General features: G+C 65.4%; 21 protein-coding genes. 8 read left to right on the forward strand and 13 right to left on the reverse strand.

Translation table 11 applies throughout. The annotated features are described in order from the left end of the window. Positions 1-124 precede the first annotated feature (124 nt). Together BUE39_RS11860 and BUE39_RS11865 are read left to right on the forward strand one after the other, a co-directional pair. Complete coding sequence (locus BUE39_RS11860; RefSeq protein ID WP_073428859.1) at positions 125-442, forward strand: four-helix bundle copper-binding protein; 318 nt, start codon at positions 125-127, stop codon at positions 440-442. Positions 443-466: 24 nt separating this feature from the next. After that, a complete protein-coding gene (locus tag BUE39_RS11865) occupies positions 467-1165 on the forward strand; it encodes an extensin-like domain-containing protein (RefSeq protein WP_073428860.1) in 699 nt (232 codons plus the stop codon). Between the two features lie 9 nt (positions 1166-1174). Here the strand turns inward: BUE39_RS11865 and BUE39_RS11870 are convergent, their stop codons facing one another. From BUE39_RS11870 to BUE39_RS35410, 3 genes are all read right to left on the reverse strand, one after another. After that, on the reverse strand, positions 1175-1420 hold the full coding sequence (locus BUE39_RS11870) for a hypothetical protein (protein WP_073428861.1): 246 nt from the start codon (positions 1418-1420) through the stop codon (positions 1175-1177). A gap of 86 nt (positions 1421-1506) precedes the next feature. After that, entirely contained in the window at positions 1507-1983 is a 477-nt protein-coding gene (locus tag BUE39_RS11875) for a hypothetical protein (protein ID WP_073428862.1), read from the reverse strand. Continuing rightward, positions 1980-2393, reverse strand: a complete 414-nt coding sequence (locus tag BUE39_RS35410; protein ID WP_235004864.1) for a DUF6566 family protein — start codon at positions 2391-2393, stop codon at positions 1980-1982. Before BUE39_RS35410 ends, BUE39_RS11875 begins: the two co-directional genes overlap by 4 nt. Positions 2394-2694: 301 nt before the next feature. Here BUE39_RS35410 and BUE39_RS11885 point away from each other — a divergent pair, with 301 nt between their 5' ends. Next, positions 2695-3687 (forward strand): chemotaxis protein CheB, encoded by a 993-nt coding sequence (locus BUE39_RS11885; protein WP_073428863.1) that lies wholly within the window; start codon positions 2695-2697, stop codon positions 3685-3687. 51 nt (positions 3688-3738) lie between these two features. On the opposite strand, the gene BUE39_RS11890 is transcribed toward BUE39_RS11885, so the two are convergent. From BUE39_RS11890 to BUE39_RS11900, 3 genes are all read right to left on the reverse strand, one after another. Continuing rightward, entirely contained in the window at positions 3739-4983 is a 1245-nt protein-coding gene (locus BUE39_RS11890) for a phosphatidylserine decarboxylase family protein (RefSeq protein WP_073428864.1), read from the reverse strand. Between the two features lie 100 nt (positions 4984-5083). After that, positions 5084-6871: an HAD hydrolase family protein gene (locus BUE39_RS11895; protein WP_073428865.1), complete on the reverse strand. Its 1788-nt coding sequence runs from the start codon at positions 6869-6871 to the stop codon at positions 5084-5086. A gap of 83 nt (positions 6872-6954) precedes the next feature. Then, the gene (locus BUE39_RS11900) at positions 6955-8055 is read right to left on the reverse strand and encodes a glycosyltransferase family 4 protein (RefSeq protein WP_073428866.1); all 1101 of its coding nucleotides are present in this window, start codon (positions 8053-8055) and stop codon (positions 6955-6957) included. 195 nt (positions 8056-8250) lie between these two features. On the opposite strand from BUE39_RS11900, the gene BUE39_RS11905 reads away from it, so the two are divergent. After that, entirely contained in the window at positions 8251-8466 is a 216-nt protein-coding gene (locus BUE39_RS11905) for an HlyU family transcriptional regulator (protein WP_073428867.1), read from the forward strand. A 43-nt stretch (positions 8467-8509) separates the two neighbouring features. On the opposite strand, the gene BUE39_RS11910 is transcribed toward BUE39_RS11905, so the two are convergent. The 7 genes from BUE39_RS11910 to BUE39_RS11940 form a co-directional block, all read right to left on the reverse strand. Continuing rightward, positions 8510-9121, reverse strand: coding sequence for a ParB/Srx family N-terminal domain-containing protein (locus tag BUE39_RS11910; protein ID WP_073428868.1), 612 nt, complete (start codon positions 9119-9121; stop codon positions 8510-8512). A 103-nt stretch (positions 9122-9224) separates the two neighbouring features. Beyond that, on the reverse strand, positions 9225-10160 hold the full coding sequence (locus BUE39_RS11915) for a YihY/virulence factor BrkB family protein (protein ID WP_084561397.1): 936 nt from the start codon (positions 10158-10160) through the stop codon (positions 9225-9227). A gap of 194 nt (positions 10161-10354) precedes the next feature. Then, positions 10355-10732 (reverse strand): GtrA family protein, encoded by a 378-nt coding sequence (locus BUE39_RS11920; protein WP_073428869.1) that lies wholly within the window; start codon positions 10730-10732, stop codon positions 10355-10357. A gap of 19 nt (positions 10733-10751) precedes the next feature. Continuing rightward, entirely contained in the window at positions 10752-11486 is a 735-nt protein-coding gene (locus BUE39_RS11925; protein WP_073428870.1) for a class I SAM-dependent methyltransferase, read from the reverse strand. Between the two features lie 15 nt (positions 11487-11501). Continuing rightward, positions 11502-12551, reverse strand: a complete 1050-nt coding sequence (locus BUE39_RS11930; protein WP_073428871.1) for a glycosyltransferase — start codon at positions 12549-12551, stop codon at positions 11502-11504. 58 nt (positions 12552-12609) lie between these two features. Continuing rightward, a complete protein-coding gene (locus BUE39_RS11935; protein WP_073428872.1) occupies positions 12610-13884 on the reverse strand; it encodes a glycosyltransferase family 87 protein in 1275 nt (424 codons plus the stop codon). Further along, a complete protein-coding gene (locus BUE39_RS11940; RefSeq protein ID WP_073428873.1) occupies positions 13881-15122 on the reverse strand; it encodes a glycosyltransferase family 87 protein in 1242 nt (413 codons plus the stop codon). Before BUE39_RS11940 ends, BUE39_RS11935 begins: the two co-directional genes overlap by 4 nt. Positions 15123-16201: 1079 nt before the next feature. On the opposite strand from BUE39_RS11940, the gene BUE39_RS11945 reads away from it, so the two are divergent. The 4 genes from BUE39_RS11945 to BUE39_RS11960 all read left to right on the forward strand — a co-directional run bounded on the left by BUE39_RS11945 (position 16202) and on the right by BUE39_RS11960 (position 18715). After that, a complete protein-coding gene (locus tag BUE39_RS11945) occupies positions 16202-16372 on the forward strand; it encodes a Flp family type IVb pilin (protein WP_073428874.1) in 171 nt (56 codons plus the stop codon). A gap of 108 nt (positions 16373-16480) precedes the next feature. Further along, positions 16481-16666, forward strand: a complete 186-nt coding sequence (locus BUE39_RS11950) for a Flp family type IVb pilin (protein WP_073428875.1) — start codon at positions 16481-16483, stop codon at positions 16664-16666. Positions 16667-16693: 27 nt separating this feature from the next. Next, positions 16694-17227: an A24 family peptidase gene (locus BUE39_RS11955; RefSeq protein WP_073428876.1), complete on the forward strand. Its 534-nt coding sequence runs from the start codon at positions 16694-16696 to the stop codon at positions 17225-17227. 90 nt (positions 17228-17317) lie between these two features. Beyond that, complete coding sequence (locus BUE39_RS11960) at positions 17318-18715, forward strand: ATPase (protein WP_073428877.1); 1398 nt, start codon at positions 17318-17320, stop codon at positions 18713-18715. The last annotated feature ends 25 nt before the right edge of the window (positions 18716-18740 follow it).

The raw sequence follows: 18740 nt of genomic DNA on the forward strand, positions 1-18740 counted from the left end.
CGTGGGTCGATACGCCACATCGATCGCGCGTCTGTGATTTCAAAGCGCGGTCAAATATTCAACCGCCCGGGAAGTACTTACAACGCTCGCGGCCCCGCGCCGCCAAACCCTAGGAGAGTCGACCATGAACGACGCCGACCGCTGCATCGAAGCACTCGACAAGTGCGCCAGGGCGTGCGAGAACTGCGCTTCGGCGTGCATCGCCGAAGGCGCGCTGCCCGAGATGGAAAAGTGCATCCGGCTGGATCTGGACTGCGCATCGCTGTGCCGGTTCACGTCGGCGGCGCTCGCGCGCGACACCGAATTCATGCGTGATTTCTGCGACCTGTGCGCGCGAATCTGCGATTCATGCGCGGACGAATGCGGCCGTCATCCTCCGGCGCATTGCCAGGCATGCAGCGACGCCTGCCGTGCGTGCGCGGAAGCGTGCCGCGCGCTGTGAGCGCCGCCGCGTCGCTGTGAGCGCATGCTGCGCCTTGTCCTGCTGGCATTGACCGGCGCCGCGCTCGTGGGAGCGTGGCTCGTCGCCACTCAGCGCGTATCGATCCCCGAGCGCTGGAATCCGTTTGCACCGTTGAACGTTCAGGCGCCGCCAGGCCCGCTGACTTCGTGGAAGCTGTGGCGCGCGACGCGCGATCCGCAGGCCTGCCGCGCCGCGTTGAACACCTCGCATCTGACGTATGCGCCGGTCGCCGATCAGGCCACGCCCGAAGGTTGCGCGCTGCATGACGCGCTGCGCGTCGAGCGCCTGGACGAAGCGCGGGTGAGCAGCCGTTTTCTTGCCACCTGTCCGCTCGCACTCGGCCTTGCGATGTACGACCGCCACTACTTGCAGCCGGCCGCGCGCGCGGTGTATGGCGAGGACGTGCGGCAGATTCTGCACGTAGGCAGCTACGCGTGCAGGAACGTCGCCCGTGCCGCGCAAGGCTCGCTCAGCCAGCATGCGTTCGCCAATGCGATCGATATCGAGGGCTTCGTGCTGACCGACGGCACGCGGATCACGGTCGCCCGCGGCTGGGCGAGCGACACGCGCGCGGGCGCGTTCGTCAAGCTTGCGCACGACGGCGCTTGCAGCGTGTTCAATGCCGTGCTCGGCCCCGACTACGACGCGTTGCACCGCGCGCATTTCCATCTGGACATGGGCGCCTATCGGCTATGCAGCTAGCGCGCCTCGCTAGGCGCCAACCGGACGGTCCAGCTCCGCGTCCCAATGTTCGTCGAGCCACGCGACGGCGCGCTCGTGCGCGAATTCGATCGCCTCGTGTTCATCGAGGAAATCGCGGTGGAACTCCATCTCATGGGTATCGCCGGCCGGGCAATCGTCCGCTGACGGCATATAGATTCGCGCATTGGCGACGATCGCGTCGCCGTCGAGGCTCGCGGTCGCGTGAATCGTGCAGGACTTGTACTTGAACTCCATGACGGTCTCCTTGATGCGAACCCGCAAGCATCGCAAGATGCGCCGGCGCGGGAAGGGTCGGCGTTCCGCTTTGCCGTGGACGCTGTTTATTCTTTGCGGCGAAGCGCGGCCGCCGCGAAACCGGCCGCAAGCGCGGCGTAGATCAGAAACATCGAACGCCCTGACAGGTGCGCCTCGAAACCGGGCGTGAGCCGCTTCGGCACCGCGTGATAGTCGACCACGTAAGCCACTGCCGCCGTGGTGCCGGCCGCCGCCGCGATCGCCGCGGCGCCCGGACGCGCGCCGTGCGTGTTTTGCCGGCGGGCCAGCAGGGCTTCGAACAGCAGGCCCCAGAACACCGCCGCGGCCTGGTGAATCGCGAGGCCGGTCAGCGTGAAACGCGCGCTCGGCCCGGTCTCGCTGAAGGCCCGCCGCGGCCACAAGCTGTGCGTTACCGCGTTGATCGGCGCGAAGGGCGTGCTGCCTTCCGCGGGCGCGCGCGCCGCGGCGGCGACGGCCGCGGCACTGCCCGCCGCGCTGCCCGACACGAGCGCGCGGCGCATGATGCTGGCGAGAAGAGTCATTGCCTGGCCTCCCAATCGAGCACGTCGCGGTCCGGGCCGCTGTCGCGCAGGCATCGGTCTATCAGGAAGCAGCCGCGTTCGACACCCGCGCGCAACGCTTCCTCGCGCGTCAGCCATTCAGGCGTGATGGGCTGCGCGTCGGGCAACGCGAACGGCTTGCCCGCTTGCGACGCGACGATCACGTCCACCCATGCGCCTTGCGGGTTCTGCCGCGCGCTCACCGTCATGTCGACGCCCCGATGCGTCAGATGCATCGTTCCACCCGCTTCGCCGGGGACGGCCGGCCCGACAGGCGGGTCTTCGTTCGCGCGCGGGCTGTCGTGCGTCGCGGGCCTACTCACGGAGGGTCCGTTCGCGGCGTCGATGGGCGGCGCGCCGTCTTGCGTGCGGGACGGGTCCCGGTGTGCCATGCGCATCTCCACATTGCGGTCGCTTCATCCGCCGTGGAGCAACGCTTGTGCCGCGAAGCCGAGATGGCCCGAAAGCGGCCCGTCGATCGGCCAGGAGCCGCTCCACCAGCCTCCTCACCGCAACCGGGTAAGGTTTGCAAAGTGCCGGCAAGCCGCAGTCGTCTGCGCGCATGGCCGGCGCGTGCCGCGGCGGGCTGCGTCTCCCGCTTTCAGGCGCTGCCAGGGCTTGCCGACGGCGTTCATACCTGGCGGATCGAAAATTGCGAGTCATCGGTTCAAAGATGACGAACATAAGGCCGACATGACTGCAAAAAGAGTCGTCGTCGTCGGAGCCTCCGTTGGAGGTCTCGCGGCGCTGAAAACGCTGGTGGGATCCTTGCCGCCCGACATGGACGCGGCCATGCTGATCGTGATGCACATCGGCAGTTGGGACAGCGTGCTGCCTCAACTGTTGCAGAGGGAGACCGTGTTGCGCGTCGCCGATACGCGCGATGGCGAGGCGGTGCTGCCGTCGACGGTCTACGTCGCGCCGCCCGACCGTCATATGCTGATTCATCAGACCCGCGTGCGGCTCTCGCACGGCCCCAAGGAAAACTTCGCCCGGCCGGCGATCGACCCGCTGTTCCGCTCGGCCGCCGTCGAATATCGCTCGCGCGCGATCGGCGTCGTGCTCACCGGCGATCTGGATGACGGCGCAGCCGGCTTGCGCGCGATCACGGCCGCCGGCGGCGTCGCGATGGTTCAGGACCCGGCTGACTGCGTCGCCCCGTCGATGCCGCGCAGCGCATTGCGGGCCACCCGCGTCGACGTCATCGCGCCGATCGACAAGCTCGGCGATGCGATCGTTGCCGCGGTGAAGGCCCCCGCTCCCGAGAACCCGACGATGGAACACTCGACCGACAAAGCCGCGCTGGAAAGCCGCATCGCGCTGGGCCTGCGCTCCGAGCCCGCCGATCTCGATGCGATCGGCAAACGCAGCGCGCTCACCTGTCCGGAATGCGGCGGCATTCTGTGGCGGCTCGACGATGGCGAGCCGCTGCGCTTCAGGTGCCATACGGGCCACGCCTTCTCCGAACTCTCGCTGGCTCATGCGCAGAAAGACGGCACGGAAGACGCGCTGTGGGCGTCGATACGCCGCTTGCAGGAACGCGTGGTTCTGCTGCGCGAGGCGCTCGCTCACAGCGAGAAGCACGGCGACGGCAGCGTCGCGCCGCTGCGCGCGAGCCTGCAACGGCTGGAGTCGGCGGTGAGCGCCGTGCGCAGCATCGCGCAGACGGCGGCCGAAATCGATTGAGCGCGCCTCTCCGGCCGCGCGCTTTCGCAGCGCTGCCGCGGTGCTATCGCGCTATCGCGCTGTCGCGAGATGCGCGTTGACCCGGATCGGCTGCGCGTCGTCGAAAGGCGGTTGCACGACGAAGCCGCGGATCACGTCCGGTTCGAATATCAGGCAGTAGGTCGAGCCGCCATACTGGAAGAAGCCCAGTTCCTCGCCCTTGCTCACGTGCTGGCCTGGGAACACGTCGATCATGCACGACGACACCTCGGCCATGCCGACGAAAACGCAGCCCACCTGCCCGATCGCCGGATCGTCGCAGTCGATCACGATCACGGCGCGCGCGGCGACCGCCGTGGTGTAGCCCTGCGAATCGTTCAGCCCGCCGGGGTCCTCGCCTTCCGACTCGGCGTCCGAATAGTAGGTCCCATCCACCTGGTACGCTTCACGAATCGTTCCGGCAACGGGCGCATGCCAACGGTGATAGTTGAATGCGCTGAGGAAAGCCTGATAGATCGAGCCGCCGACGAAGCGTTCGGCGAGTTCGCGCGGGCTGCGTTCGAGAATTTCCCTGACCGAGTACGGCTGCGACTTCAGCCAGAAACTGTCCTCGAACCTGATGCCGTGCCGCACTTCATACGGCGATGCCTCGCAGGCGCTCACGATGATCTTGCTATCCGCCGCTTCGGCGAGCGGGCGCGCGCCGGGCTTGAACTGGCGGGTAAAAAAGCTGTTCCATGAGGCGAAGCCCCAATGCGGTTCGTGCGGATCGCACAGGAACTGCGAGATGCCCAGCCGCTGTTGCGCCTCCTCGCAGAACCATCCATCCGGCGAGCCGTTCAGATGCATTCTCGAATGCGGCCCGCTCAGGAAACCGCACCACACATTGAGAACGCGCTTGAGTCGCGCGTTGAACGCCGGGTCGCGAAACACGGCATACCCCGAGGGCATGCACATCGGCCAGTCGAGCAGCGCGTTGAGCGGACAGTGAATCAGGCTCGACTCGCTGAAGGGCGGCGCATACGTCGTCACGTAGTCGATGATGTCGATCAGCTCGCCGATCGTCGAATAGCCGAGTTCGTAGCCGGCCGACTGCGCCTGGTCGATCGCCCGGCTCAGATTCATTCGCAGCACCGTGTCGCCTTCGATCAACGCACGCAGTTCATCGACCACGTGGGCGCGCGGCGCGCTGGCCGCGCGTTGCCGCGCCCGCCGCGCGAGTTCCTTCCTGAACGCGACGAGTTCGGCTTCCTTATCGGGCAGCCATCCGCCGAGGCGGCGCCGTTGTTCGAGCGGTTTCTTCGATTCACTGGTCATCGGCGGGCTCCGGCAATGAGATTGCCGAGGCGCTGCAAAATCCATTCCCCGCATGGCGATGTGCTTGCCGCTGAACGCTGAAATCTATCGGCGCGTTTGTCTATTCGCCCGCCGCCTGTCCCGTTTGCGTCGAACTGGACAGTATGGCCGGCAGCGACGGATTTTCCGGCTGCGTATAGCGCGCCTGCACGGCGGCTCGAATCAAGTCGAGGCTCTCCGCCGGGCTGAGGTGACGATCCCGTTCGATCTGCCGCGCCTCCTGCGCCAATTCGGCATCGCCGATTTCGTTCTCGAACCAGCGGGAATAATCGCCGCGCTCCAGATGGAATTGCCACGTCGCCGGGTCGACACCCTCGGCGATCTCGAGGAACAGAATCAGATTGTGCGCACGCAGATTCAGCGCGCCTTGCGGGCCGCGAAAGTAAAAGCTGCGCTCGGGAATCAGCATCCCCTCGGCATACTTGCGGCGATGTCTGCGGCGATGCTCGTTGCCCGGCTCGAGCAAAACGACGCAAGGCGGCTGCGCCTCGTCGTCGACGCGCCACAACAACGCTTCGCCGGGTTTGGACGGCAACGCCGTGGACGTCGGCGCGGGACGGCCGACCGCCGCCGCGAATTGCGCCAATGCGGCGCGGGCGTCGCGCCCCATCGCGAGCACCGTGTTCACCTGGCGCAGGAACGCGGGCGACACCTGATCGGGCGACACCGTGATCGCGAGCGCGGTTTCGAGCGCCTCGGGAATCGTCTGCGCGACGCCCGCCCAGTCCGCGGGAAACAGATGATGCGCTTCCTCGAACACGAGCCAATGCGGGCGGCCCGTTTGCAGACGCAATTGCTGGATGTGCAGCAGCAAGGCCGCGCAAAAGCCTGGCCGCTCATCCAGCGGCACCCGCAGCAAATTGGCCGCGACAACCGGCACGCTGGGCCGCCGCAAGAGTTGCAATACCTCGTCGAGCGGCGGCGCGGTGTGCGCGTCGCCCACGGCGATGATGCTGTCGTCGCCGCCGTAGTCGCCCTCGGGATCGACGATGCACAACTGGCAGCCGGCGGCGGTCAACCGTTCGAGCAAGCCGGCGGTCGCGGTGGACTTGCCGCAGCCCGACTCGCCCACCAGCAACGCCATCGTGCCGTGCGCCGGGAAGCCGAGCGGCGCTTCGTCGGGCGTGTCACGGCGCTGGCCGAGCGTCACCTGATTGCGCATCGCGGGGCTCGCATGGCTGCGCAGATCGTCGGCGACGAGCGCGTCGACCAACTCGGCGACACCCGCGCCGGCCGCCTGGCGCGTGACCCATACCGCGTGTTCTTTCAAGGCCGGCAATGCGTTCGCCACGGCCACCGGAAAACCGCACGCAGCGAGTAGTGCATGGTCGTTCTCGGCGTCGCCGATCGCGACCACGTTGAACGGCGACAGCGCGAGATCGTTCAACGCCGCTTGCAGTCCGCTCGCCTTCGAGACGCCGGGCGCAACGATCATCACCGCGTCGCCGTTGAAAACGATCTGCAATTCGAGGCCGAGATCGCGAATGGCCGCGAGCGCGGTTTGTTCGTTGGGCCGCATCATCGCAACCAGCGTTTCGCTGACGCTGAAATCGCGCAGGCCGCGCTTGCACAATTCTTCCGCGAAGCGCGGAGGCGGCGCGGGCGCGAGCAGGCGGCGTTCGCCGCTCGACGGGTCGTACAGTACGCCGCCGTTTTCCGCGACGACGCGCGAGAACACGTCGAGCCGCGGACAGATAGTCAGAAGATCATCCAGTTCCCGTCCGCTGACGAGAATGGCTTGCCGCCCCGAGGCCCGCAGCCGGTCGAGCGCGGCCCAGGCCGCGTCGCCGACGCGGCCGTTGGAAGCGAGCGTGTTGTCGTAGTCGGTCGCAACGGCGAAAAATCGCATCCTCTTTCCTCCTTCGATTGACTCATTCGGTTCACTCGTTCGACTCACTCATTGGAGTCACTCATTCGACTCACTCATTCGACTCACTTAGGCGCAGCAGCGGCTTGCATCGGCGCGGGCATGTCCGCCTCGCGCGTACCCCGGGACTCGCCGGCTCTGCGCGCGTTGCGGAGTTCTTCATAGACGCCGAGGTATGCGTCGACCATTCGCTGAACCGTGAAGCGCCGCTCGAATTCCTCGCGGCAACGCACGCGGCTCAACGTGCCGACACGCTTCACCGCCGCGGCGGCTTCTTCGACCGAATCGACGATGAAGCCGGTCACGCCGTCCTCGATGATTTCCGTCACCGAGCCGTTGCCGAACGCGATCACCGGCGTGCCGCATGCCAGCGCCTCGATCATCACAAGACCGAACGGCTCGGGCCAATCGATCGGGAACAGCAACGCGCGCGCGCCGCCGAGCAAGTCGCTCTTGCCCGCGTCGTCGAGCTCGCCGCGAAAGCGCACGTGCGGCATGTCGAACAGACGCGCGATGCGCTCCTCGTAGTAGTCGCGGTCGCCGTTGTCGATTTTCGCGGCGATCTCGATCGGCACACCGGCGCGCGCGGCAATCTCGATCGCCAGGTCGGGCCGCTTGGCCGGCGCGATACGGCCGAGGAATGCGACATGGCCGCCCGCTTCGGCGCGAAAGCGATACAGCCGCTCGGGCAAGCCATGACCGATGGTCGCGCGCCAGTTCGCCCACGGCACCGGCGCGCGCTGCGCGTTCGAGATGGAGACCAGCGGTATGTCGGCGAATTGGCGGTACAGGTCGGCCAGGCCGGGCACGTCCATGCGCCAGTGCAAGGTCGTCACGCTCGGGCAAACCAGCCGGCGCGCGAACGGGAAGCCGAGGTAATCGGTGTGGAAATGCACGATGTCGAACTCGGCGGAGCGCCGCACCACCTCTTCCAGCATCGCGAAGTGAAACGCCTGCGCGTCGGCGCTGTTCTCGATCAACCGCACGGCGCACGCGCTGCCGGGCACGAGGCGCGCAGCGGTGGACGAATCGCCGCTGGCGAACAGCGTCACGTCGTGGCCGCGTTCGACGAGGCCGTCGGTCAGCCAGCCGACCACGCGCTCGGTTCCGCCATAGGCCAGCGGCGGCACGCGCTCGTACAACGGAGAAACCTGTGCGACTCGCATTCCGATTCCTTGCTGAAGGCCACCCATGCCGGCAAACGCGCATGGCGTGTGCCAGCGACGCGGGCGGTGCGATGCCCCGAGCGAAGCGCGGATGCCGCGAGTCGGTGGAAAAAGATACGCGTCAGCGGTGAAGAGCCGTGACGGGCGCAACGTTTGCTGCGCCAACACGTATCGCAACAGCACGGCGGGGAAGCGATGGAATTCGACTACAAGGATTTTCATATCGACGCCACGCCGTTGAGCGAAGGCGGCCGCTACTTCGCACGCGCGAAACTGTTGCGCCGCTCCGCCGACGGCACGCAACTGGTCGAGCAGAAATGGTCAGGCGACCTGGGGCAGTTTCCTTCGGAACGCGATGCGATGGAATACGCGCGGCGCTGGGCGATCGAATGGGTCGATGAGAACGGTTGAGCGCGGGTTAGGCGCGGGTTAAGCGGTAGCGCGCAACGAAGCCCTACTGATCGCGATTGCCGATGAACCCCGGCAGCGCTCGCGCCGCATCGCTGCGCGCGGCTTTTATCGAGGCCAGAAGCGCGCTCGTGAAAGCAACGGTGTCGCTTCCCTCCAGTTGCACGGCGCCGCGGATGAAGTCCGTCCAGATGAAGCTGCTGCACGTCGCGTGAGCTTTGCGATAGGCGCCGGCGCGTCTCGTCAACGCCGCAAGACTTTGATACGGATCGTCGCGCATCAGTCCTACCGTGACGGGAAGCTCGCTGGCGTCGCGACGCCGCCCGAATTCGTCATAGGGATGCAGCCAGCTTCTTTCAGCGAGCGCGGCCCGGATGCCGTTTGAGCAATCCGTGGGCAAGTGCGCCACGATCTCGACGGGAACCTTCTCGATGCCGCAGTCATGCCAGGCTCGCGCCCAATGATGATGATCGACGATATGCAAGGAGCCGTCCGCGGCGCGCGCGCATTTGATCGCGTGCTTTTCCATGAAGCGCTTGCGCGCGCCGTCCTCCATCCGCCGCATGATGTCGATCTTGACGGCGACGTAGATCAGACCCACCGTTATCTGCGTCGGTCTTAAGAGGATCAATGGTAGCCAGAGCATCGCGGGTTTCATTCGTGTTACGCCGTGATCTATCGCCTGTCATGCAAGCAACGTTTAGCCGATGCCGGGTTTCCCGCCCGACGCCATGCAGCGCGAGCGACGGCGCACCCGGCCGTCACTCGTGAGCGCTGCCCGTTACCTTGCCGGGAGGTTTTTTCGCATTCCGTCGATCGTCGCGAGGGTCGCGGCGCTCGCCCATCGCGGCGGCTATCTCCGCGCCGAGCAGGAATACGGCCGCCGAAAAGTAAAGCCACATCATCAAGACCGCAAGCGAGCCCGCCGCGCCGAATGAGTTCGCCGTGCCCGCATAAGCCAGATAGATGCCGAAAAGCCGCCGTCCCACGGTGAAGAGAACCGCCGACACCGCCGCGCCGCTCAATGCCTGAGTCCACCGCACGCGCGTATCCGGAAGCCAGCGCAATAGCGCGGCGAAGGCGGCCCATAGCACGAGCAAGCCGAACACGGTCTGCGCGATCTGCGCCGCGACGGCCAGCGGCGAGTCACCGAGTATCCGATGTCCGACATAAGCGATCGCCGCATCGAGCACGAGCGAGACGACCAGCAGGAAGCCGACGCCGAGCACCAGGCCCACTGAGATGAGCCGCGCCCGCACGAGCAGCGCGAGCCCCGCCATGCCCGAGCGCTGTCGCGCTGAGAAAACGACATCCAATGCGGTGTTCAGCGAACTGAAGGTGGCCGACGCGCCGACGATCAGCAGCCCCGTCGACACGAGCGCGGCGAGACCGCCGCCGCTCGCGCGGTGAGCATGTTCGACAATGGTTTGCATCGCCATTGCCGCGTCCTTGCCCATGACGTCGCGCACTTGTGCGAACAGCCTGCCGCTTGCGGCCGACTCGCCGAAAAACCAGCCGGCCACCGTCAGCACGATCAGCAGCGTCGGCGCGAGCGAGAAAGCCGAATAGAAGCCGATGCTCGCGGCGAGTGTCGTGCAGCGGTCGGATGAAAAGCGTTTGAGCGCCGTTAGGGCGACGCCCCGCAAATTGCGTGTGCCTCCTGGCTTGTGCGCGAATTGCAGCGGTCTCGAAGTCATGGCGCGGCTCACTGTCTAGCGATGGAAAGGGCGAGCCGCCTGGCACCCCCGCGCACTGCTCGCCCGCATCATGACGGATACGATCGTTCCGGGGCCGCGCCTCGCCTCCACCTGGCTGGCAGGCGAGCATCCCGCATGCCCGCCGCGCGAAGCCGGCGCTGAAGACCAACGAGATAAGCGCGCGCCGCCGCGCGCTAGCGATACGTCCAGCGACGGTGCGTGAGAAAGGAAAGCGGCGTGACCGCGCAAACCACGAGAGCAATCCCGATCCACGGCCCCGCTCCCGCAACTTGCGCGAGCGTCGATACAAGGCCGGTCAAAGCGGCACCGCCGAGCGACACGGCGATGAATCGCCAAACGTTGCGCACGCGAAGCGACGACGAAAAGCTCCACAGCGTATTCACCAGATACGACCAACAGGTCGCGCAGGCGAACGCGACCGTGTTGGCGAGCGTCGGCGAGACACCGGCGCGCGAGATCAACACCACGGCAATCGCGATATGCAGGCCTGTCGCCGAGAGTCCGCATACGCCGAAGCGCATCAGCCGTATCAACTCCGTGCGCTTCGTCATGGGTGCTTCACCCTGTGCGTCACTTCGCGCTCAGCACGGCGAGCAGCGACACGCCGCACGGCAATGCGCCGCGTGAAACCCAGTGACGCTCGGCGCGGAAGATCCGGTAAAGCAGCGCGTTCACCGCACTGGACGGCACCGAGTCGCCGCTCGACTCGCCGCGCCTGAACAGGCGATCGACAAAACGCACGGCAATCGCGAGCGGAAGCAGCAGCGTGTTGAAGTACGTGATGCGCTCGATGCGATACCCCGCTTTTGCGGCGCACGCCGCCAGCGTCGCCCGGCTGTAGCGCCGATGGTGATGGAGATGCACGTCGTGCGCGCTCCACAGCCATTGATAGGCCGGCACCGTCACCACGACCTTTCCGCCCACGGCCAGCACGTCCCGCATGCGTTCGAGCGAAGCGACGTCGTCGGCGATGTGTTCGAGGCAATCGAAAAAGCAGATCAGATCGAAGCGCTCGCCGTGGAACGGCAGATCGTCGGGGCATCGCCCGGCGCGGATATCGAAACGCGCGCCGGTGCTTTGCGCGGTCAGCCTGCGCGCCGTTTCGTCCATTTCCATTCCGCTCACGCTGCCGAATCCGGCCAGCATGTCGAGGTTGCCGCCGGTGCCCGAACCCACTTCGAGCACGCGCGCACGCGGCGGCAACGCGAGGCGGCGCAACACCGAACGCAACACGTCGCGCCGGCCGCGAAACCACCAATGTTCGGACTCGGTCTCGGCCATCTGAAGATAAGCGTCGGGGGACATGATTCGCGCCTCCGTTCAGCGGCTCGCGAAGCGCACGCGCTTGCGTGCCGCGTCGATCCGTACCATGTTCGACGCGCGCGAACCGTTGCGCCCGACCGGCAGCGTGCTGATCTTGCTGTTCTCCTGATAGCGGCGGCGCACGAGATAGACCGGCCGCCCCTTCGTCTCGTAGTAGATGCGGCCAATGTATTCGCCGACCACGCCGATGCCGATCAACTCGATGCCGCCCATGAACAGCATCACGGAAAGCAATGACGCATAACCCGGCACGGGATTGCCGAGCCACAGCGTGCGGCCGATGATGAACCCGCCGTACACGAAAGCCACGGTCGCGATCGCGAGACCGATATAGGTCCAACTGCGCAGCGGCACGGTGCTGAAACTCGTGATGCCTTCGAGCGCGAAATTCCACAAGCGCCATCCGGAGAATTTCGAACGGCCCGCGCTGCGCGGTTCGCGTTGATACTCGACGATCACGGTGCGATAGCCGACCCATGCGAAGAGCCCCTTCATGAAGCGCCGCCGCTCCGGCAAATTGCGCAGCGCGTTGACCACCTGGCGGTCCATCAGACGGAAATCGCCGACGTTTTCCGGCAGCTTCACTTCGGAAAGCGCATTGTGAACGCGATAGTAGATCGAGGCGGCGGTGCGCTTCGCGAAGGTGTCGCATGCGCGGTTGGCCCGCTTGGCGGCCACCACTTCCGCGCCTGCGCGCCAGTGTTCGATCATCACCGGAATCAGGCTCGGCGGGTCCTGCAAATCCGCGTCGATGGGAATCACCGCGTCGCCCCACGCTTCGTCGATGCCGGCCGTCAGCGCGGCCTCCTTGCCGAAGTTGCGCGTGAGGTCGATCACGCGTATGCGCGGGTCGCGCACGCTGGCGGCGATGAGTTTGTCGAGCGTGCCGTCGTTGCTGCCGTCGTTGATGCAGACGATTTCGAAGCGCGTCGATTCGATGCCTTCGAGCACCGGAACGATCTCGCTAAAGAAATGGCCGACTGCCTCGCCTTCGTTGTAGAACGGCACCACCAGTGAAATCAATGGAATATTGTTATGTTCAAGCATGATGACCTCCCCGTAATTCTGATTTGACGCCTCGTGCGGATGAGCCGTTACTCGTTCCTCACTCGTCCACATAAGCTTGCAAGACCGGCGCCGCGCGCCGTTCGACCGCGATGCGCCCGACCAGCATCGCGAGCGTGGTCAGCGAGATCAACGGCATGAACTGGAACGGCCCCATGGCGACGATCAGCATGCCGGCAAGCGGCGCGATCCACAGGACCACCAGCCATTCGCGTTCGCCGCGCCGCCAGCCTTCGGCCAGCGCATGCCGGCAATACCACGCGATCAACACGCCATACCAGGCGAGGTCGTAGTCGTAAAGATAGGGGCTCACGAGCAGGCTCGCGCAGACCAGCGTGGCGGCGCGCAGCGCGTGCGAGCTTTCGCGTCCCCATGCGTAGCAGACCGCCGCCGCGGCGAGCAGCGCACACGCGCCCTGCGCCGCATAAGCGAGCAGCGCGGGCGCGTGCAGCAGCGTCGCGAGCGCGAAGAGGGTCGGCATGCGGGCGAGCGTCGCGTGCGCCGATTCGATGCTGTAGGTGGCGATCCCCGTGTTATGCAGGAATGCGCCCAGCGTGCCGGTGCCGAATGCGAGCAGCGAGAAGCCGAGTGTGGCCCCCGCCGTCACCACCATCGCGGCCAGCGCGCGCCACGAACGAGAGCACAGCAGCGCCAGCGGGAACAGCACCACCAGTTGCGGCTTCATGCACAAGAGGCCGAAGCAGATGCCCGCCGCGACCGGGCGGCGACGCAGCCACACGAGGCCGCATCCGGCGAGCGCGGCCGTCAGCAAACCGTTTTGCCCGACGGTGATGACGAACAGCGCGCCCGGAAAGAACAGCGCGGGCAGAAGGGCCTGCCGGTCCGGCAAGATCGTGCGAATCGTCTTGACGAACAGCAGATACGCGCCGCCGAGCCACACCACCGCCGCCAGCTTATAAGGAAGCAGCGCGAGCGGAACGATCATGAGCAGCGCATTGGGCGGGTACAGCCACGGCAGGATGCCGTCGACCGTCGCGAAATGCGGCATCGCGCCGATCTCGATCAGCGAAAGCGCGTGCACGTTATAGGCGTCGACCGCATGCCCCTGCAGAGCCATGACCGCCGCGCTCCAGAATGGCAGGAAGTCCACCATGAGCGGACTGATCCCGCTCTGCGTGTTCAGGCGGAACAGATAGATCGCAACGAACAATGCGAAGCAGGCGAACACGACGAGCGGATAGAGCCGCAGCCGGTTTGCATTGAGCCAATGCGGACGCCGCCGCGGACCCGCCATTTGCAATGCGGGCAAAGGCCGTGACTTCGACGGCGCATGACGGAACGCGTGCGGATTCATGCCGTCACCTCTGTGTCAAGCCGCGCGCGCCGCACGATGACGAGCAGCACCAGCAGCAGCACCATCGGTCCGATTTGCGGCAGCAGTGTCAGGCGATTGAGGTATTCGTAGATCGGCAGCAGCCACGCGATCACCAGCATGGTCTGCTCGCCGCGCCGCCAGCCCTTTTCCAGACCGCTTACCACCAGGCAGGCGAGCGCGACGCCGAGCCACGTCAGTTCATAGAACCACAGGTAGGGATTGGCGAGCATCGTCGCCACGGCGATTACCGCGGCTCGCATGCGCAGGTCGGGCGTGCGCCGCCATACGTAACAGGTGGCTGCGGCAGCGATCAGCGCGACGCCGCCTTGCACGACATAAGCCATGACGATGGATGCTTCCGCGAGACGCATCGTGGCGAACGGCGTCGGAGACGCGAACCAGTACAGCATGCGGCTCTCCAGCACCATCTCTCGCGCGAAGCTGGCGCTGGCCATGAACGCGTGGAGCGATTGCGTGCCGCACACGAGGACGCTGACGCCCGCAAACGTGGCGGCGGTGATCGCGGCTGCGCCCATCGTCTTCCAGGCGCGCGTCGCGATCAGCACGATCGGGAACAACACGGCCAATTGCGGCTTGATCGCGAGCAAGCCGATGCAAATGCCGGCCAGTACCGGATTCTTCTCATTCCAGCGAACGGCGAACGCCATCAGCGCGGCGGTGAGCAGCGCGTTTTGTCCGACGACCGCCGCGATATACACACCGGGATAGGCAAGCACGACGAGCGCCGCGATTCGCGGGCGATGGAAGTGCGCGGCGAGGCCGCTCACGCCGAGCGTGCCGATTGCGAAAAGCCATGCGCAAACGCCCATGAACAGCACATAGGAAACGACGTACGGCAAAAGGGCAAGCGGTGCGACGAGCAGCAGCAGCGTCGGCGGATAGAGCCACGGCAAAAAACCGTGATTGACGTATGCGCCGAATAGCGCCGACTCGGCGCGTGCAAACGTCGGATAGTCGTAGACGGCGGCCGGCGTGCCGTTCAGCATCATGTGCGACGCGGTCCAGAACACCGAAAAATCGATGCCCGGACGCGTAGTGTTATCCGCCATGAAGCCGTGACTGGTCCAGGCCCAGGCCGCCAATACGATGGCGCACACGACGAGCATCGCGCAACTGTACAGCAGCACGCGCTCGCGAGTCAGCCAGCCGTGGATGCGACGGTCCGCATCGAGTGGTCCCCGATCTGCAAAGTACATGATCCCCGCCTCACATGAGGTCCGAATGTTTTTCTACTCATCCGGTCGATTCGTTTTTTCTTTCTATTCCTAAGCTAACGAAGTGAACGTCGCGCGCTTACGGTCGATTCATTGTTGTAGGAAATATTCAGACTTTCAACCCATCGTTTTCCTCCCCAGCCGAGGCAGGTCCGAAATCAACCCCTCGAAGCGGAAATTCGACGCGATTTCGAGCGTGCCGAAGAGGTCATGTTTCACGCATGCAACGGTTTGGGCTGGCAAGCCGATTGAAAACCTCCCGATATCGACCGCCGAGGCGTTGAACTCGTCCCAGGGTAAATCGCTAGAAATTTTGCGCAGCGCCTTGATTGGCGGGCCTTTTCGGGTTTTTCAGCGTGGCCGGCCGGCACCCGAAAACGTCGCAGATCGGAGACAACCTGTGCTTCAGGAACGCAACCGAAGCGCGGGCGAATCGGCGTCAACGCCGTCTTTCCTGGCATTTGGGGTCGCTGGCCTGGAGCTTGCAAAGGGGAAAGCGCGGAAGTCGACGACGTGACGACCGATGCGATTCAGGCAGCAGCGACGAGCGAGAGCCTGAACCGCGACGGAAGTCAGCCACGGGGAAGTTCGTCCGCATGCGCTGCTGCAAGAACATCACAGCGCGTGTGGATGGAACAGAGGGTGGTCGCCGACTGACTAGCGGGCTCCAGCTCACACCGGAAGCCAATAACGAGCAACGAAGCAGAGGACCACGAGATGAAGAACCATCAAACCAAGCGGCGGACCCACCGTCGCAACAGCGACTCGAACGCTACGTTCCCTGCTGCCATTGCATCGATCGTCCGCGGCGCGCACCAACGCGCTGAAGGTGATCTTCATGGACCGTGCGCCAGGCCGATCGCCGCGCTCACGCTCCCCTATCCGTTTCCTCGCAAGGAATCCTCGGCCCCGCCCGGTTTGCACGCTCTTGCGCGCGCACCGACACGTCAGGTCTAGATTCGACGCCGGTTTTTTCCGTAGTGCCCTGTAGTTCCTTTGTAGTTCCTTCCCTCAGCCTGTTCAGGTCAAGGGCTTATTGTTGCCATCCAAAGGAGTTAGCCATGCAAAACATCATCGCCCAAGCCAAGCGTTTCGTTCGTGACGAAGATGGTGTCACCGCCATTGAATACGGACTTATCGCCGCGCTGATCGCGGTCGTCATCATCGGTGCGGTCAAGACCGTTGGCGAAAAGCTGGACTCAGTGTTCACCACGATCGGAAACGACCTGTGAGACGGGATTGACGGGTGAGCGGTTTTTCCGTCTCTCCCGTCTTCCTTAAGATCGTTGCGGGCCCGTTGCCAAACGGGACCCGGCAACGAACCCATTCAGGAGATCGCCATGCATGCATGGAGCGACGTAGTGAAGCAGCTTCTGCGAGACGAAGGCGGCGTGACTTCGATCGAGTACGCGTTGATCGCGTCGCTGATCGCGGTGACGGTCCTCGGCGCTGTCGCTTCACTGGGCAGCTCCGTGAGCGATCTCTATCAGCGCATCGCGACGAAGGTCGCGGCGGCGCTTGCATGAACGCAGAAGAACGAGACCGGACACGTCATGTTACTGCCGCCCCAACCCATTCCCGCATGCGTGATCGCGCTGGCCATCGTGACCGCCAGCACGGACATCACCAGCCGGCGCATACCTAACCGGATCATCGCGCTCGGCCTCGCCGCCGCGCTGGTGGTGCAGCTCTGGCTGCAAGGCCCGCTTGCGGGCGGCGCGGACTGGTTGATGGGCGCGTTGACCGGCTTCGCGGTCCTGCTGCCGTTCTATCTGCTGCGCGGCATGGCGGCCGGCGACGTCAAGCTGCTGCTGACGATCGGCGCCTGGGTCGGACCGGCGCTGACCGTGCGCATCGCGCTGGCGACGTTCGTCATCGGCGGAATCTGGTCGCTGTGGGTCGCCTTGCGTCAAGGCCGCATGCGGCAGTTGCTCGTGAATCTCTGGTGCATGACGACGAGCGCGTGGCGCCCCGCACAACGGGCGAGGAATCGTGAGCACCTGCAGGTCGAATCGGTTGGATCACTGCCCTACGGCGTCGCCATTGCCGCCGGGACATTAGGTGTGTTGTTCGCATCGGCTGCGTAGCCGAGCAATCCGGGGTTGCCTTCGATACGAGGCAGCTAACAGCGGTACAGCCTGTAGCGCCAGTGGCAAACGGCGCTGGAGAAAAGAGCGATGAACCAGCACAACATCGAAAGCGCGACGCTTGCCCAGGTGACGCGCCTTCCCGAGCCGGCGCCCTCGCATGGGCGTCGCGCGGAGGAATCCGCCGTGTCGCTGCGCGCGCCGCGCACGCTGGCCGAAACGGGCTTGCCTCTGGAATTCGTGAGCCGCCTCGTGCTCAAGTCAGCGCTGCTGTACGGCAAGTCGAGCTTCGCCGAACTCGCCGAGCGGCACCGCTTGTCCATCGGCGTGCTCGATGAAGTGCTGGCCTTTCTCGTGCGCGAGCATCTTCTGGAAATCACACACCGCGGCGCGACCGACATGGACGTGCAGGTTCGTCTCACGGACAGCGGCCGCACGCTCGCGCAGGACGACATGGCGCGCTGCCGCTATTGCGGCCCCGCACCCGTCGTCTTCGAAAGCTATGTGCAAAGCGTGCGCGAACATTCGGTGCGCTGGCTGCGCATCACGCAAGCGGAGGTGCGGGCGGCGTTCCACAACGTGGTCATCGATCCGGCGCTGCTCGACGCCGCCGCCGCCTCGCTCAATGCGGGACGGCCGTTGTTGCTGCACGGCCTCGCGGGCAGCGGCAAGACCTTTCTCGCGGAGCGGCTCGGCCTGCTGTTGCGCGGCAACGTGCCGATTCCCTACGCGCTCTTCGTGGGCGGCGAAATCATCCAGCTTTACGACCCGCTCGTGCACCGCGACGCGCCCGAGCAGGAGCCGGCGTCGACCGCCGACCGGCGCTGGCGCATGTGCCGCCGCCCGGTGGTGATCTCCGGCGGCGAGTTGACGCTCGAGGGGCTCGACCTGCGCTACGACGCCGCGGCCGGTTTCTATCAGGCGCCGCCGCACATGAAGGCGAGCATGGGGCTCTATATCGTCGACGACCTCGGCCGCCAGCGCATCGCGCCGCATGAACTGCTCAATCGCTGGCTGATGCCGCTCGATCGTGGCGTCGATCAATTCACGCTGCAATCCGGCTCGCGCTTCATGGCGCCGTTCGACGTCTGGCCGGTGTTCTCCAGCAACCTCACGCCGAGCGAATTCGACGACGCCTTCCTGCGCCGGCTCGGCTCGAAGCTGTACGTCGGCCCGTTATCGGTCGACGACTACCACGCGGTCTTCAACGCCCGCTGCGCGGCGCTCGAACTCACCGCGAGCCAGGCCGTATTCGATTACCTGTTGCACAACCTGCACTTCCCGAGCGGCAGACCGTTCCTCGCCTGCTATCCCGGCGACCTGCTCGATCTGTTTTCCGCCGCGGCGCACTACCGGGGCGCGGCGCGCGAAGTAACGGAAGAAGGACTGCGCGACGCCTGGCATAACTACTTCGGCATCGCGACCGACCACGACGCCTCTTACCCACCCACGGCCGACCGGCCGGGCCGACAGTTGGCCGCCGGTTGACCGGCAAGTGTCCAACGACCTACGC

It is taken from the genome of Paraburkholderia terricola, from assembly GCF_900142195.1.
Lineage (GTDB): Bacteria > Pseudomonadota > Gammaproteobacteria > Burkholderiales > Burkholderiaceae > Paraburkholderia > Paraburkholderia terricola.